This is a genomic window from Kiloniella sp., from assembly GCF_965205715.1.
In the GTDB taxonomy this organism is placed as follows: domain Bacteria; phylum Pseudomonadota; class Alphaproteobacteria; order Kiloniellales; family Kiloniellaceae; genus Kiloniella.
The window spans coordinates 563,957-580,003 of the sequence record NZ_CBDBHW010000006.1; the positions used below are offsets into that span (position 1 = coordinate 563,957).

At 45.4% G+C, this 16,047-nt stretch carries 13 protein-coding genes; 9 read left to right on the forward strand and 4 right to left on the reverse strand.

Annotated features, from left to right (window positions below):
* Positions 1–137: 137 nt before the first annotated feature.
* Positions 138–1,439 carry a DNA polymerase IV gene (locus tag ACOGW3_RS07500; protein ID WP_419902388.1) on the forward strand — a complete coding sequence of 434 codons (1,302 nt, stop codon included), beginning with the start codon at positions 138–140 and terminating at the stop codon, positions 1,437–1,439.
* Positions 1,440–1,473: 34 nt separating this feature from the next.
* Here the strand turns inward: ACOGW3_RS07500 and ACOGW3_RS07505 are convergent, their stop codons facing one another.
* Positions 1,474–2,313, reverse strand: a complete 840-nt coding sequence (locus ACOGW3_RS07505) for an EipB family protein (RefSeq protein ID WP_419902389.1) — start codon at positions 2,311–2,313, stop codon at positions 1,474–1,476.
* A gap of 330 nt (positions 2,314–2,643) precedes the next feature.
* On the opposite strand from ACOGW3_RS07505, the gene ACOGW3_RS07510 reads away from it, so the two are divergent.
* The 6 genes from ACOGW3_RS07510 (at position 2,644) to ACOGW3_RS07535 (ending at position 8,441) form a co-directional block, all read left to right on the forward strand.
* Positions 2,644–2,982: a hypothetical protein gene (locus ACOGW3_RS07510; protein ID WP_419902248.1), complete on the forward strand. Its 339-nt coding sequence runs from the start codon at positions 2,644–2,646 to the stop codon at positions 2,980–2,982.
* Complete coding sequence (tnpB, locus tag ACOGW3_RS07515; RefSeq protein ID WP_419901186.1) at positions 2,982–3,344, forward strand: IS66 family insertion sequence element accessory protein TnpB; 363 nt, start codon at positions 2,982–2,984, stop codon at positions 3,342–3,344. The genes ACOGW3_RS07510 and tnpB overlap by 1 nt, the downstream gene beginning before the upstream one ends.
* A gap of 55 nt (positions 3,345–3,399) precedes the next feature.
* On the forward strand, positions 3,400–4,998 hold the full coding sequence (gene tnpC, locus ACOGW3_RS07520) for an IS66 family transposase (RefSeq protein ID WP_419902390.1): 1,599 nt from the start codon (positions 3,400–3,402) through the stop codon (positions 4,996–4,998).
* A gap of 97 nt (positions 4,999–5,095) precedes the next feature.
* A complete protein-coding gene (gene istA, locus ACOGW3_RS07525; protein ID WP_419901087.1) occupies positions 5,096–6,604 on the forward strand; it encodes an IS21 family transposase in 1,509 nt (502 codons plus the stop codon).
* Complete coding sequence (istB, locus tag ACOGW3_RS07530) at positions 6,601–7,413, forward strand: IS21-like element helper ATPase IstB (protein WP_419901088.1); 813 nt, start codon at positions 6,601–6,603, stop codon at positions 7,411–7,413. Before istA ends, istB begins: the two co-directional genes overlap by 4 nt.
* Positions 7,414–7,679: 266 nt before the next feature.
* The gene (locus ACOGW3_RS07535; protein ID WP_419902391.1) at positions 7,680–8,441 is read left to right on the forward strand and encodes a GGDEF domain-containing protein; all 762 of its coding nucleotides are present in this window, start codon (positions 7,680–7,682) and stop codon (positions 8,439–8,441) included.
* A 192-nt stretch (positions 8,442–8,633) separates the two neighbouring features.
* Here ACOGW3_RS07535 and ACOGW3_RS07540 read toward each other — a convergent pair whose 3' ends face one another.
* Together ACOGW3_RS07540 and aspS are read right to left on the reverse strand one after the other, a co-directional pair.
* Complete coding sequence (locus ACOGW3_RS07540; RefSeq protein WP_419902392.1) at positions 8,634–9,134, reverse strand: hypothetical protein; 501 nt, start codon at positions 9,132–9,134, stop codon at positions 8,634–8,636.
* Positions 9,135–9,375: 241 nt separating this feature from the next.
* On the reverse strand, positions 9,376–11,163 hold the full coding sequence (gene aspS / locus ACOGW3_RS07545; protein WP_419902393.1) for an aspartate--tRNA ligase: 1,788 nt from the start codon (positions 11,161–11,163) through the stop codon (positions 9,376–9,378).
* A gap of 307 nt (positions 11,164–11,470) precedes the next feature.
* On the opposite strand from aspS, the gene rnd reads away from it, so the two are divergent.
* Positions 11,471–12,622: a ribonuclease D gene (gene rnd, locus ACOGW3_RS07550; protein WP_419902394.1), complete on the forward strand. Its 1,152-nt coding sequence runs from the start codon at positions 11,471–11,473 to the stop codon at positions 12,620–12,622.
* 58 nt (positions 12,623–12,680) lie between these two features.
* Positions 12,681–13,700 (forward strand): M23 family metallopeptidase, encoded by a 1,020-nt coding sequence (locus ACOGW3_RS07555; protein WP_419902395.1) that lies wholly within the window; start codon positions 12,681–12,683, stop codon positions 13,698–13,700.
* Positions 13,701–13,738: 38 nt separating this feature from the next.
* Here the strand turns inward: ACOGW3_RS07555 and ACOGW3_RS07560 are convergent, their stop codons facing one another.
* Complete coding sequence (locus tag ACOGW3_RS07560; RefSeq protein ID WP_419902396.1) at positions 13,739–15,916, reverse strand: RNA degradosome polyphosphate kinase; 2,178 nt, start codon at positions 15,914–15,916, stop codon at positions 13,739–13,741.
* Between the last annotated feature and the right edge of the window lie 131 nt (positions 15,917–16,047).

Consider the following 16,047-nt stretch of genomic DNA (forward strand, 5'->3'; position numbering starts at 1 on the left):
ATTAGTAAATTAACTAGTTATTTTAATTTAATTTTCAAATACGACTAAAACAACCATACATCATGTGAAGTCGCATATAAGAACAAATTATTGCACGTAGCAGAACAAAAAGGATATAAAAAGGGAACATTTATTTATTGCGACAAACCATGCCCTCACTTTGCAGAGACTGCTTTAACTGGCAAAAAGAAATTCCAGCTCAAGAGCAGCAACCTAAGCGCTGCCCTCATTGTCATTCCCCTCGCATTTTAAGTCACCCAGAACTTGATACCTTAACCATGGCACACATTGACTGCGATGCTTTTTATGCAAGTGTTGAAAAGCGCGATAACCCAGATCTTCGTGACAAACCTGTTATTATCGGTGGCGGACAACGAGGTGTCGTTTCAACCGCATGTTACCTCGCACGCCTTTATGGTGTAAAATCAGCCATGCCCATGTATAAAGCACTGCAAGCTTGCCCCAAAGCCGTGGTCGTGAAACCAAATATGAGCAAGTACAAAGAGGCTGGCCTCAAAGTTAGATCCATGATGCAAGATCTCACACCACTCGTAGAGCCCCTATCCATTGATGAAGCATTTCTGGACCTCTCAGGAACTCAAACACTACACGGTCACTGCGCCGCAATAACTCTCGCCAAATTGATAAAAAAAATCGAAGAAGAGGTTGGAATATCTGCTTCGGTTGGCTTGAGCTACAATAAATCGATGGCAAAGATAGCCTCTGATTTAGACAAACCACGCGGTTTTTCAATTCTTGGAAAAAGTGATACTCAAGAGTTCTTAAAAGAACAACCGGTACGCCTAATTTGGGGAGTTGGTTCAAGTCTGGAAAAAAGCTTGCATCGCGATGGCTTACGTCAAATCAAGGACCTGCTCCCCTATAGTGAAGATGAACTCATGCAGCGTTACGGTCTGATGGGGAAACGGCTATATCACTTTATTCGCGGTGAAGACGGGCGCTCAGTACAGCCCGTATCACCGACAAAAAGCATATCAAATGAAACGACGTTTAATCAGGACATCGGCGACTTTGACAAACTTTCCGAAATTCTCTGGAATCTCAGCGAAAATGTTTCTTCCAACTTAAAAAAGAAAAAATACGCTGCAAGAACAATAAATCTTAAGCTAAAGACAGCGGATTTCAAACAGATATCACGCAGTCGTAAATCCTTCTCCCCAACACAATTAGCCGAAGAAATATACCAAACGACCTTACCCCTCTTGAAAGAACTGTGCACGGGCCAAAGGTTCAGATTGATTGGAGTGGGTGGAAGCGACTTGGTTTCAGATGAACAGGCAGATCCAAAAGATTTTCTCGACCCCCAAAAAGAGAAAAGAAAAAAAATTGAAAACGCCCTCGACGCGGTACGTAACAAACTAGGTCAAGACAGCATCGTAAAAGGACGCTCTTACAAGGGTCCTGAAAAAAAATCCTAACTAAAGTCTAATCACAAGAAAGAGTAACTTTCTCTTATTCACAAATCGGTGCTTTCGTTGCCTCAAATTCAACCAAGTCTCCAGCGACTACAAATTCTCCAAAATCGAGCTCAATCTCAGTAACAACTCCATTTTCATACAGTAGAAGCGACTGCTCTTGAACCGGAACGGAGCTCACAGCATCCTGTTCGTAAAACCCTAAAAAAACTCGCCAGGCCTTGAGTCCTGCCATTTCAGGAAGACTACTTTGCCCTTCTACAGGAAGAATAACGGCCGAAACATTAAAAGCTTTCAGCTCAGTCGTCCCATCAAATACAGGGTAGCTGATTGACATCTTGCCACTTTGTGCTGCTTGAATGATCTCTGATAAAAAAGCCGTTGGAAATAGAGCTCCTTTCAACTCTGCCTTGCCCTGCTCCGGTGCTGTAATTTCCACGGCGACTAAGTTATTCTCATCATTACGCAAGGCTCTGCCTATGTAGCTAGACACCCCCGATATACTATCGTTTTGATGCACAGCAAATCGGTATCTGGAACCATCCTGAGCTTCCCACGTACTAAACCGAAGCTCCATTCTCACAGTTTGGCCACTACTATATGCCACATCCATGTCTAATTCGTTTTTGACAACCCACCCCTTACAATCTCCGGTCCAATCGTAAGTGATATGACCGCTCATTGCATTTATCGCCCCACGATCAGAGGCCTTAAGCCCTAAACTGTAGACGGCTTTGTGGGGTAATAAATCAATACCAGCAGGTGCCGCATAGACTTCCCTTACTGTAGATAGAATAAGCGTAATAAAAGTCACAAAGATCACTGCCATGTATATATGGGGTGATAAATAATCTTGTGTCCGTCTATTTTTAATCATTGGCAATCTCATTCCGAACAATCACAAATTTAACGCCTATGCATGGCATCATTCTCTTCACACAAACACAACACCTTGTGTAAATTATGACATAAAATATTCGACAAAATGGCTTTAATGGAAAACCGTTACCTAACTCAGACCCAACACAAACGATCTGCTGCAAAGACACAAAAAGACGAAATGCATTTTTTGCCGCCCCCCACCGTTATGGTCCCTATAGTCTAAGAACATTTTGCAGATTGATAGTGAGCGTGACGTTAACCCCATCTTTTTGAGTTAAGTCGCAGCAAGTATGCTTCATTTTTTCCTTATGAATGGAGTAGCTTAATGTCCTCAGTTGATCAAAAATTATCGCCTACAGAAATTCAGTGGCTGTCTCATACGCGTATCTGTGATCAGAGTGGACTTGGGATGAAAGCTTATGCCGAGGCCCACGATCTTGATCTGAAGGATTTTTACCACCATAAAGGTGAACTGGTTAAGAAAGGTCTTTTTGCTGTTACAGGTGTGGATGAAAATTTGCATCGGGTTTTATCTGGTTCAGAAGATATCCCAGTACGACTGCATTGCCTGGTTATCTTGCGCAACGGGCTTGAAGTTAACTGGCCTGTGTCGGGCCGGACATCAGATCTGACATCCATTGTTAATGCCCTTGAAGGTGTCTGATGCGCCGACCTTCGGATGCTTTGCCTGTTATTTATCTTTGCGCGAAGCCTGTGGATTTTCGCAAAGGGATAAATGGCTTGTCCATTCTTGTAGATGATATCCTGAGCCTTGACCCATTTTCAGGTCATCTCTTTGTTTTCAGCAATCGCCTAAGCAACAAGATAAAAATGTTGTATTGGGAAAAGAACGGATTTTGTATGTGGCAGAAGAGCCTTGAAAAGGATCTATTTTCATGGCCTGTTCATTTGAGCAAAGGAGCCCTGATTGAGCTCAATGGCAGGCAACTGAACTGGCTTCTGGATGGTGTTGATCTTCGCCATGTGAACGAGCATAAATCTGTGAATTACTCGGCAATATATTAAATATTTATAGTACTTTATACTATTTTGGTGAGTATAAATTTGCTATACTCCGGCTATGTCAAAAGCGCACTCCAACCTCCTGGAAAGTAATGAAGAATTGCGGGTATTAAACCGTGGGCTTCATGCGCGTATTGATATTCTTGAAGAGCAAAACAGGTTGTTGCGGCATCAACAGTTTGCCCCCTCCAGTGAGAAGTCAGTCCCTGAACAACAGGGCCATTTGTTTGATGAAGCTGAGGAAACGGCTGAGGATGGCACCGAGACAGAAGACGACATTGGGGAAATTGCAGTTCCAGCTCACACTCGTAAAAAAGGTGGGCGCCGTTCTTTGTCTGAAGACTTGCCTCGTGTCCGGATTGAGCACGATATCCCAGAAGAACAAAAGCTTTGCGCCTGCGGGTGCGGCCTCATGTCCAGGATCGGGGAAGAAGTCACCGAGCAGCTTGATATAATTCCCGCTAAAATACAGGTGTTACAGCATGTGCGCTTCAAGTACGCCTGTAAATCATGCGAAGAAGGCGTAACAATTGCACCTCTGCCGCCACAACCCATACCAAAAAGCATCGCATCCCCAGGGTTGCTGGCTTACATCGTAACGGGAAAGTATGTGGATGGCCTGCCCCTCTACCGTATGGTACCTGTTCTGAACCGCTCCGGGATTGAGTTTAACCGGACATTACTCTCCCGGTGGGTGATCAAATGTGGCGATCTGGTTCAGCCCCTGATCAATCTGTTTACTGATCACCTTTTAAACTACGATATCATTGCTATGGATGAGACCGGGGTTCAGGTGCTGAAAGAACCAGGGAAAAAGCCTCAAAGCAAATCCTACATGTGGGGACAAAAAGGTGGGCCTCCGGATCAGCCGGTCATTCTATTCCACTACGATCCATCCAGGGGAGAGCACGTGGCAAAGGGATTGCTGGAAGATTACACCGGTTATCTTGTCAGTGACGGGTATCAGGTCTATCTGAATGTGACATCCGACAGCACAATCGTTGGGGTTGGCTGCATGGCTCACGTTAGACGCAAGTTCAATGATGTCATCAAGGCACTAGAGAAATCCAAAAAGCGAAAACCTGGTCTCGCCGACCATGCTATGAAAGCGATCAGGAGCTTATACCGTATAGAGAAACTGGCCAAAGACATGAGCAATCACGAACGTCAGAGATTGCGTGAGGAAAAGGCCAAACCAATCCTTGAAGACTTGAGAGAGTGGATCACCAAAGTTATATCGACGACCCCGCCGACATCGTTACTTGGTAAGGCTTTGCACTATATCGACAAGCAGTGGCCGAGGCTCATTCGCTACCTTGATGATGGCCGTCTACCAATTGATAACAATGAAATGGAGCGCGTAATCAAACCATTTGTTATAGGAAGAAAAAATTGGTTGTTTTCAAACTCCCAGAACGGGGCAAAGGCCAGTGCAAATCTCTACGGCATAGTGGAGACGGCTAAGGCTAACGGCATCGAGCCATATTCTTACCTACGACATATTTTTACTGAGTTACCAAAGGCTCAAACCGTCGAAGACTTCGAAGCTTTGCTACCCTGGAACGTCGACAGAATGTTCAGCGACAATAACCTTGGCCGGTTGCGACAACCACCTTGGCCGGTGGATCTGATCATTAAAAAGGGCGTGCCCGTTTGATAATCAGATCCACCGGCCAAGGCTTAATTTGGTGTTAGTTACAAGCTGCTGTGAGTTGATAAATTAGGAACCTCTAGATGTAATTGGAGGAACCTGTTTGCCGTATAAATTTATCACAGATGAACAACTGAGACTTTACATGACAGATAGAAAAACTCATGGTCAACGAACCGCCGCTGCCCGCGCAGGGTTTAGCGAACGCACGGCCCGCCGATTTGACGTTGATGCGACTTTACCGTCACAACGCAATATAAAGCGAGGGCGAACAGTTTCTGATCCGCTTGAAGATATCTGGGATAAGGACATCCTTCCCATTTTGGATAAAGACAACTCGGTCAAACCCATTACTTTGTTGCGCCACATACAGAGCCTCTATCCGCTCCGTTTTCCCGATGACCGTGTCAAGCGCACGTTAGAGCGCCGAGTTCGGGGATGGCGGGCTCTGAATGGCCCTGAAAAGGATATCATTTTCAGGCAAACACCTGAGCCGGGTTACATGGGCCAATCAGATTTCACGGATGCAGCCGACTTAAGTATTACCATTGCAGGAGATCCTTTGGTGCATCGGCTCTATCATTTTGTTCTGGTATATAGCCGATGGGAACATGTTGGGGTCGTACTTGGCGGTGAGAGTTTTACAGCCCTTGCGGAGAACTTACAAAATGCGCTTTGGTCCTTGGGGGGCGCTCCTGAAAACCACCGGACCGACAGCCTGTCTGCGGCCTTTCGGAATTTGAGCGTTGAGGAAAAGGAGGACATTACCAAACGTTATTCTGCTTTTGTTGAGCACTACGGTATGGAGGCCAGTCGAAATAACAGAGGGGAATCACACGAGAACGGTGCCATTGAATCTCACCACGGTCACCTTAAGACTGCGATAAAGCAGGCCCTGATTTTGCGTGGCAGTAATGACTTTGACACTTTGGATGAGTATCGGCGATTTTTGGACGAGCTGATTGCTAGACGGAACAAACATCGTGACCAAGATATCCAAACAGAGTTGAAATCTCTCAAGGCGTTACCTCCTCGGCGAACAACAGATTACACTGAAGTCGTGTCGAGAGTTACCAAAACAAGTGGTTTTTTAGTTAAGCAGGTTTTTTATAGCGCCCCTTCTCGCCTAATTGGTCAACGCTTGCGTGTCCATATTTACGATAACCGGATAGAAGCCTATCTAGGCAGCACTCATGTCGTCAGCCATTCTCGTGAGCGGGGGCACGGCAAAGGCCCCCGCATTCATGTTATCAATTATCATCACGTCATTCATGCTCTCAAACGTAAACCTCAGGCACTCGCCAATTCTATTTATCGTGACAGTATTTTTCCAAGAACCGAGTACTCCCTGGCCTGGACATTGTTTCAGAAAAAGTTGTCCCGCAGAGATGCGTGTCGTCAGATGGTTGGGATACTTTTCCTTGCGCACGAAGAGGCTTGTGAGGCCGAAGTCGCGCACCTGATTTCGAGAGAAATCAATGCAGGAAGGCTACCTTGCGCAAAAAAACTTAAGCTGAATATCACAAAAAAGAACACGGATTTACCTCCTGATATTCCCGTGGTTCAACCTTCATTATCAGTCTTTGATACTCTGTTGGAGGATCGGGCATGACAAACATTGAAGTGGATCAGCACAAGCTGCCTCTTATGCTAACTGACTTACGATTACCCAGCTTTCACAAACACTGGCAAGATATCGCAATCCAATCCGACAAGGAGGGCTGGTCAGCAGCCAGGTTCCTTGCCGTTTTGGCCGAATATGAATTGGCCGAAAGGGACACGCGACGCATTCAACGCCATCTCAACGCATCAAACCTGCTGGGCGGAAAAACTCTGGCCACTTTTAACTTCAAGCGGCTGCCTAACGTGAAAAAGGCGCAGGTCGAAGCCTTGTCTGCCGGTGACTGGATTGACGCAAGAGCAAATCTGATTGCCATTGGAAATTCAGGGGGAGGAAAAACTCATCTCCTATGCGCCGTAGGTTATGCTCTTATAGAGGCTGGATACCGTGTGCTCTATACGCAAACCAGTGATCTGGTGCAAAAACTCCAGGCTGCCAGACGTGAACTTATGCTCGAAAACGCCCTCGCAAAACTCGATAAATTTGATCTCATCATTCTCGATGATATTACCTATGCACAAAGGGATATATCTGAAACATCCGTGCTCTTTGAATTGATCGCCAGACGATATGAGTACCGAAGTATTGCAATTGCTGCCAATCAACCTTTTAGCGGATGGGACAATATTTTTCAAGATAAGGCCATGACCGTTGCAGCAATCGATCGTCTTGTTCACCACTCAACCATTCTTGAGATGAATATCGACAGCTACAGACAATGGGAAGCCGCCCAAAATCTCAAAAAAATGTTGCGGAAAACCACAAACAAAAAGGTGAAAAATATGCCTGAAGCATCGTAAATAAACGTCAGATCACAGCCGCATCAAAAGCGGCCAAGGTGGTTGACGCAACCGGACAAAGTGGTTGACGCTCTACAACAGAAACAACGTAACACCTTTCATCAGGCAAAAGAACCTGTAGTTAACGTCACGCTCACGATTGATACTATCACTCCACAAGCACTAGCTCGTTTTATGTTTAAAAACAAACCATTATAAAATGAGCCATTCTTGGCACTCAAATTGCATATTTCATTCCGTTATCGACAACAGTGATGGTGGTCAATGTGACATATACGGATGCTTTTAACGAACTAGAGCCCCTCTATACAGGGTCTTTTGAGAAAGATGATGAAGTCAAAATATCGGCGGACAGAGATAGCCTGATGTTTCGACTCAGACGTATAGCTTACACCAGTCCAAACGACAGTAAGCGTTTCACAGACAAACAAGTTCTGGAATTACTAGAGGCTGCTGCCCTTGCAGAACAAACCCTCTCAGAACAGCATGAGCGTATTCGTTATCTAGAAACTCTCTCCATCACAGATGAGTTGACAGGGCTTTTAAATCGTAGAGGGTTTCAAAAAGAACTGGATCGCACACTAAACCGAGCCGAAAGAAATGGCGATCAAGGCGTTCTTGTGATTTGCGACATGAATCACTTTAAATCCATAAACGATACCTATGGCCACCTGGCTGGAGATAACGTTCTTAAAGAAGTCGCAAACAAATTACAAAGCCATTGCCGGAAAAGTGACTACGTTGCTCGCCTAAGCGGGGACGAATTTGCTGTCCTCATGCCGAACACTCCGCCCACCAAAGTCTCAGCTATTGTTGGCAAACTTAACAAGGTACTTAACCTACTTGTTGTTCGATGGGGAAAGCATGAAATTCCGGTTTCAGTAAGCGTAGGCCATGAAGAATACACAGCCTCCAGCACAGCAAACCAACTGCTCCATCAAGCAGATAAGGCTATGTACCATAGCAAGGGCAGCAAGCTAACCAGCCCAGGTTCAAAAAACATCTATTTAGAAGGGAGTTCTTTCTAAGATCACACATACTCGTTTCTAACAACTGGCTCCTAACCATAATGACAACGAGTATAGCTCGATGTGTTCTTAACCAAGATAGAACCAAGACACCTTCACAAAAAAACAGCCTCGGCAATTCAGCGAGGCTGTTTTTTTGTCTTGAAACCATAACCTAGCCGAGGGAAGTAACTTGTCCGCTTCTCTCAAGCGTTAACCATCAAATCCAACCGGGCTGACACCATCTGCCAGATAATCAACATCATTGAAAAGCTCCGCAGTCTGACCGTCAAAGATCACTTCCTCAACAGCAAGGTGATCTGTTTGCGCTTCAACAGCAGCAATTTCTTGTGAGTAAGCAGAAACAGCATTGGGATCTACGCCACCCAATTGGGCATCCTCTGAAAAGTAACTAACAGAACTTTCAAGATCAGATACTTCTGCAATATCAATTTGATCTACGGGAGAAAGAGGCTCAAGCATCGTGTCTGCAACTTCAAAATCAACATAGTCTTCACACACCCCACCTTGCATGATTCTGATCAGGGCACAGTCTTGCTGTGCAACGGCAGAGATGCCGTGGTCAGTAAGAGTTTTACCACTAAAGAAATAGCTTGCAACATCAACAGCCAGGGATGCAACGCCGACTGCAGGAGGCAAAGCGCAGCCCGATAGCGTTAATGCGAATGTAGAAGCGATGAGAATTCGCCGCATGGTATCCCCCCAAGAATAACCTTTAACCTGCTAGAATCATGAGTCATTTGAGCTCTCAAAGCAAGTAATAATATGGTTAAACATAAAATTTTATCTAAATTTTCCACCAGAGAGGGAGGAGGATCTTTCTTCTCCAACTGTGGCGAGTCAAAACCGCCCTGCAATAATTGCAGAACGGTCTTGGTTTTAAATTACATATAGAGAAGCCCCGATACAGGACATCCATTAAGTAATGAAAGACTTATTCAGTGTCTTCCAGGGGTAAATCCAACTTAATGTGCAACTCACGAAGACGCTCTTCATCAACTTCAGCAGGCGCTTTCATCAGTAGATCTTCTGCCTTACCGTTCATTGGGAAGGCAATGACCTCACGGATATTTGGCTCATCAGCAAGCATCATGACCATACGGTCGACACCAGGGGCTGAACCACCATGCGGAGGAGCGCCAAACTTAAAGGCTGACAACATGCCGCCAAAGCTTTCTTCAACATCGTCGTTGCTATAACCGGCAACTTCGAAAGCTTTGTACATGATATCTGCGCGGTGGTTACGAATAGCACCAGATGAAAGCTCAATACCATTACAAACGATATCGTACTGATAAGCATTAATCGTCAAAGGATCTTCGTTTTCAAGTGCTTCCATTCCACCCTGCGGCATAGAGAATGGGTTGTGACTGAAATCAATTTTCCCAGTAGTTTCATCAAGCTCGTACATTGGAAAATCAACAATCCAGCAGAATTTGAAGACTTTATTGTCCAGAAGGTCGAGATCGGTCCCAAGTTTGTTGCGAACCTGACCTGCGAACTTCGCTGCAGCAAGCTCTTTATCACATGCAAAGAATACCGCATCGCCGTTATTAAGGCCTGCAATCTCTTTAATCTGTGCCAAACGCTCTTCATCAAGGTTTTTGGCAATTGGTCCTTTTGGCACACCTTCTTTATCAAAGATGACATAGCCAAGACCAGCAGCGCCCTCTTTACGCGCCCAGTCGTTAAACTTGTCAAAGAAGCTACGTGGGTTCCCGGCGGTACCCGGAGCTGGGATAGCACGAACGACAGAACCTCCCTCAATTGCACGAGCAAAAATACCGAAGGTAGAACCACGGAAGGCTTCAGTTACATCATTAATGATAATCGGGTTACGCAGATCTGGCTTATCTGAACCATATTTGGCCATAGCTTCTGCGTAAGGGATGCGCGTGAACGGATAAGGTGAAACTTCACGGCCATCGGCAAATTCTTCAAATACACCATGAAGAACAGGCTCAATCGCGTTAAAGACATCATCCTGTGTCACATAGCTCATTTCAAAATCGAGCTGATAAAACTCACCAGGAGAACGATCTGCACGACTATCTTCATCACGGAAACAAGGCGCAACTTGGAAATAGCGATCAACACCACCAACCATCAACAGCTGCTTAAACATCTGAGGGGCTTGTGGCAAAGCATAGAACTTACCAGGATGAATACGACTTGGGACCAAGAAATCACGTGCACCTTCTGGGCTTGAGGCCGTTAAGATAGGTGTCTGAATCTCCATAAAGTCTTGTTCAATCATACGACGGCGAAGAGAAGAGATCACGCCAGAACGAAGTTTGAGCTTCTTGACCATTTTTTCGCGGCGCAGATCCAGGTAGCGATAACGCAAGCGTGTATCTTCACCGGCATCTTCATCGGAGTTTACTTGAAGGGGAAGAACTTCTGCACGTGACTGGATCTCAAGATCACGCACCCGAACTTCGATCTCACCTGTTGGAAGTGATGGATTAATCGTTTCAGCAGTACGACTAACAACTTCACCCGTTACAGTGATAACTGATTCGACCCGCGTATCTTCTAGCTTTTGAAAGAGCGGGCTAGAAACATCAACCACACACTGCGTAATACCAAAACTGTCACGCAAATCTACAAATAGAAGCTGCCCGTGATCACGTTTACGGTGGACCCAACCAGATAGGCGAACTTCCTGACCTTCGTCTGAAAGGCGTAGTTCAGCACATTTATGGGAACGATACGGATGCATAGTTTTTCCTTTGGCATTTTAGCGATCTAGATTTGGCAAGAATGCGTAGTTTACAATCTAAAAAGGCAAGAGCCAGAGCTCAAAAATTTATTGCCTAACAGATTGAATCGTACACTTTGCCAAAACCATCAAATATTCCGTTGGAAAAAGGCATCCAAACGCCCTTTTGTCAAGGTTTAGAGCCCCAAGTTTGACCAAAGTAATGGAAAAAATATTCTCAGAGGCCATTTTGGATAAATTTTTAAGGAAATTACAGGATTTCCATATTGCTCTTTCTAAGCGGGGATGAGCCACGTATAGTCCCGCCATGACATTGATTACATCTAGTACAGAACTATCAGATCTCTGCCAGGAATTGGCCAAATCTGACGTCGTAACTGTTGATACAGAATTCCTTCGTGAATCGACCTATTGGCCGAAGCTGTGCCTTGTCCAGGTTGCTGATGCCAATCACTACGCAGCGATTGACGTCCTGGCACCAGATATTGACCTCACACCGCTTTTTGAACTGATGAAAAAGCCAGATGTCTTGAAGGTTTTCCATTCCGCGCGTCAGGATCTGGAAATATTTCACCTGCTTATGGACGAAGTTCCCTACCCCTTATTTGATACTCAAGTAGCAGCAATGGTTTGTGGGTTCGGAGATTCTATTGGTTACGATAACCTCGCTCGCCGACTGGTAAATGTTGAAATAGACAAATCAGCGCGTTTCGCGGATTGGTCTCGTCGCCCACTAACACCCAAACAAATTTCCTACGCTTTATCTGATGTTACTCACCTACGGGACATCTATGCAAAATTGCGTGAGCAAATTGACAAAAGCGGCCGAGCACATTGGCTCAACGAGGAAATGGCGATCCTGGAAAGCTCAGAGACCTATAGGCAAGACCCAGAGACATCATGGCTAAGATTAAAAACGCGTTCAAATGACCGGCACTATTTGGCTATCTTAAAAGAGCTGGCTGCTTGGCGTGAAATCGAAGCACAGCGCCGGGATACCCCAAGAGGGCGAGTCATAAAAGACGAGCAACTTTACGACATAGCCTCTAACAGGCCAACAAACCCAAAAGAGCTCTCTAAAACCCGTGGCGTATCTGTCGACATGGCAGATGGCCGCCTGGGTAAAGAGATATTGGCTGCCGTAAAAAAAGCGATGGATCTGCCCAGAAAGGATTGCCCTGCCCCCAAGGAGCGTACAATCCCCAACAACGGGCTAGCTGCCATTATTGATTTGCTGCGAGTACTGTTAAAGCAATCATGTGACGAGTTTGACGTTGCACAAAAACTGATTGCAAATAGCAGTGACTTGGAAAAGATTGCCGCAGACGATAACGCAGATGTTAAAGCCTTATCTGGGTGGCGTCGCGAAGTATTCGGGGAAAAGGCTCTCCGCCTTAAGAAGGGGCTCATTGCCCTCAGCATCAAGAATGGCAAACTTGTCGTGGAGGATCTCGATTAATTTCCAGCTGATTGTTCCAACTCAGTATTTATTGAGCTTTATGGCTGGATTGTTCCTCATGTCCGGAACGATGACCTTGGCTGAAACCAAGTCGACTTCTGCGCCTTTATTGGGCTTCCCTGTTGTTTGTGACACAGCAACGGATTGTTTTATACAGCACTACTTTGATTACGACCCGGGCCCTGGTGCCCTTGATCATACATGTGGCATTCTCACATACAATGGGCACAAAGGCATCGACATCCGTGTCAGCTCCCCGAAATGGAAAGAAACAGGGTACCCAGTAGTTTCAGCCGCCAGTGGCAAAGTTGAAGTTATTCAGGATGGTATCTCTGATCGCGCATTAAATCAGGAAGAAGTTAAATTTTTAAGTGGCGCCCCGCCAAAACGTAGTAACTCCGTGGTTATTAACCACGGCAACGGCTGGCGCACACTTTATGGTCATTTGAGGCAGGGAAGCGTGATTGTCAAGCCTGGGCAAGAAGTTTCAAGAGGATCGGTACTCGGTTTGGTCGGCTTATCAGGCTCTACAAGCTTTCCACACTTACATTTCCACCTTTCATATAAGCATGAGACCATAGATCCCTTTACCGGCATGAAAGGAAATGAGGGTTGTGATACTGCTGCAAATGGTAGGTCTTACTGGTCAGCCGACGCTAACGCTAAATTAGGATACAGAAAAGGCGGGGTGCTTAAAACTGGATTTTCAGATCACCACCCCAGCTTTGATGAACTTGAAACCAGCGACATAGACATTGAAACCTACAAGCCTGGCACGAGAGAAATCTACTTTTGGGTTAACCTCTGGGGAATACGCGAAGGAGATCAAGAGGAGCTCCGCATCCTGTCACCAGATGGTGATGTATACAAACGCAACAATCGAGTAAGCAACAGCACTGTAGAAGGGTTAAGAACCTTCTACTATGGCCAAGACATCTCCCTCCCTTCTGGTACATATCTGGTAAATTACAAACTTCGAAGAAGAGCGACAAAAAACCTTTCTGAAGTTATCATTAACGTTGATGCCACCATGGAAATACTTCCCCAGAAGCAACAATTCACCTCACCCGAAAACTAAACGCGCTCCCCTTCTTCGAACGACTTCAATACAAAGTATTAGCGAAGACGCTTAAGTCGTGGCGTAGCGCGCTTATCCTTCAGTGCTGCTCCCCGACCTGATAAAGAAGGATTTGTCATAAAGTAATTATGTGCTGAGAAATTATCTTCACATAACTCATCCCTAAGGTAACTTCCATCAGAACTCAGATTCCAGGATTGGGCCGTATCATTTAGTGTCGCAATCATAACCTGTTCCAACACTTGCTGATGTACCGTCGGATTTTCAATTGGAACAAAACTCTCAACACGTCGGTCAAGATTTCGAGGCATCCAATCCGCAGAAGAAATAAAGACTTTGTTTTCACGTGATGGAATGGAATGACCATCGCCAAAAACTACAATTCGGCCATGTTCCAGATATCGCCCGACGATACTTTTCACACGAATGTTCTCTGACAGTCCTGGAACTCCGGGACGTAGACAGCAGATACCTCTTACCACCAAGTCGATGGAAACTCCCGCCTGAGAGGCTTTATAGAGATGATCGATGACTTCCCGATCAACAAGCGCGTTCATTTTAGCCCATATCGTGGCTGGTTTACCTTCCCTGGCGAGTTCGGTTTCCTGGTTGATATGGCTGAGCAGCCGCTCTCTAAAAGTCAGCGGCGCATACTCAATTTTTTCCATCGGAAGAGGTTTTGCGTAACCTGTGATGTAATTGAATAGTTTTGCCGTATCCCGGCAAAGCGCGGGATCAATACTAAAGAAGGATAGATCTGTGTATACCTTGGCTGTAATGGGATGATAATTCCCCGTGCCATAGTGAACATACGACTTCAACTTCTTACCTTCACGGCGTACTACGAGAGACAGCTTCGCGTGTGTTTTTAGCTGTATAAAGCCATAAATCACCTGAACGCCAGCTCGCTCCATATTGCGCGCCCAGCGAATGTTTCTTTCTTCATCAAAACGGGCTTTAAGCTCAACCAAAGCCGTAACGGTTTTCCCTCGTTCAGCAGCTTCAATCAGTGCCTTTACAATCGGAGAATCTTCGCTGGTGCGATAAAGTGTCTGTTTGATTGAAACAACAGCAGGATCACTCGCGGCTTGGCGGATGAACTGGACAACAACATCAAAACTTTCATAAGGATGGTGAACCAGCAAATCCTTTTCGCGTATTGCCGCAAAACAATCACCACCAAACTCACGAATGCGCTCAGGAAAGCGAGGAGTATAGGGCTGAAAGACTAGGTCGGGGCGATCCTTAATGATCAGCTTACGGGTATCGACTAAACCAAGCAGGCCTTCGAGAACAAACACACGTCCCTGATCCACATCGAGTTCACGGGTGACAAAAGAACGTAAGTTGTCCGACATCTTAGCATCAATCGAAAGACGGATACAGCTCCCTCTCCGACGTCGTTTCAAAGCGCTTTCAAAAACTCTGACAAGATCTTCCGCTTCTTCTTCAATCTCAATATCACTGTCTCGTAACAAGCGGAAATGGCCGACGCTTTTCACCTTAAACCCCGGAAATAATTGGGATATATGTAGGCGAATAATCTGCTCCAGACGGATAAACCTGTGATGATCACCCGGCAAGCGAACAAAGCGATCAAGCTGGTGTGGCATCGCAATCAAGCCGTTAATAAACTTGTCTTCAATTTCGTCTTCCAACTCCAAAACCATGCAAAAACCATGATTAGGGACGAAGGGAAAAGGGTGTGCAGGATCGATGGCAATTGGGGTGAGAATTGGAAAAATTTGATCTTGGAAATACTCGGACAACCATTCTTCGTCTTCCTGACTAAGATCGGTTCTCTTCAGAAGATCAAATCCCGTCTCACCAAGTTCACGGCTCAAACTGGACCATATTTCCTGTTGCCGATGCATCAACAACTCAGCTTTCTCATCGATCGCCTTAAGCTGTCTTTCCGGAGACAAGCCGTCTTGGCTTCGACTGCTCACGCCCGCATTAACCTGCCCCATAAGTCCGGCTACACGTACCATATAGAATTCATCAAGATTTCCAGATGAAATCGACAAGAACCTTAAGCGCTCAAGCAGGGGATGGGTTGGATTATCAGCTTCCTCAAGTACTCGCTCGTTAAATGCAATCCAGGAAAGTTCCCTGTTGATAAAACGATTAGGGGAATCTTCCGCTATTGATAAGACTTCTGTTTTATCTTTTTCGCTATTCCCTATTGAAATATCTTGAGCAACCTTAGCAGGCATAAATTTCTCCACGTAATTGAACTTTAAGAGTAATATATAAAAAGAATGAAAATATATATAAGTGTGATCTCTGTTTCTTTAGTATAGTGCATGCTTCCCATAAGACTAGATACAAATATTGCTGTGATTTG

Coding starts and splice junctions, on each gene's coding strand:
- ACOGW3_RS07505 (WP_419902389.1), bottom strand. CDS start 2,313: ATGATTAAAAATAGACGGACACAAGATTATTTATCACCCCATATATAC.
- ACOGW3_RS07510 (WP_419902248.1), top strand. CDS start 2,644: ATGTCCTCAGTTGATCAAAAATTATCGCCTACAGAAATTCAGTGGCTG.
- tnpB (WP_419901186.1), top strand. CDS start 2,982: ATGCGCCGACCTTCGGATGCTTTGCCTGTTATTTATCTTTGCGCGAAG.
- tnpC (WP_419902390.1), top strand. CDS start 3,400: ATGTCAAAAGCGCACTCCAACCTCCTGGAAAGTAATGAAGAATTGCGG.
- istB (WP_419901088.1), top strand. CDS start 6,601: ATGACAAACATTGAAGTGGATCAGCACAAGCTGCCTCTTATGCTAACT.
- ACOGW3_RS07540 (WP_419902392.1), bottom strand. CDS start 9,134: ATGCGGCGAATTCTCATCGCTTCTACATTCGCATTAACGCTATCGGGC.
- aspS (WP_419902393.1), bottom strand. CDS start 11,163: ATGCATCCGTATCGTTCCCATAAATGTGCTGAACTACGCCTTTCAGAC.
- rnd (WP_419902394.1), top strand. CDS start 11,471: ATGACATTGATTACATCTAGTACAGAACTATCAGATCTCTGCCAGGAA.
- ACOGW3_RS07555 (WP_419902395.1), top strand. CDS start 12,681: ATGTCCGGAACGATGACCTTGGCTGAAACCAAGTCGACTTCTGCGCCT.
- ACOGW3_RS07560 (WP_419902396.1), bottom strand. CDS start 15,916: ATGCCTGCTAAGGTTGCTCAAGATATTTCAATAGGGAATAGCGAAAAA.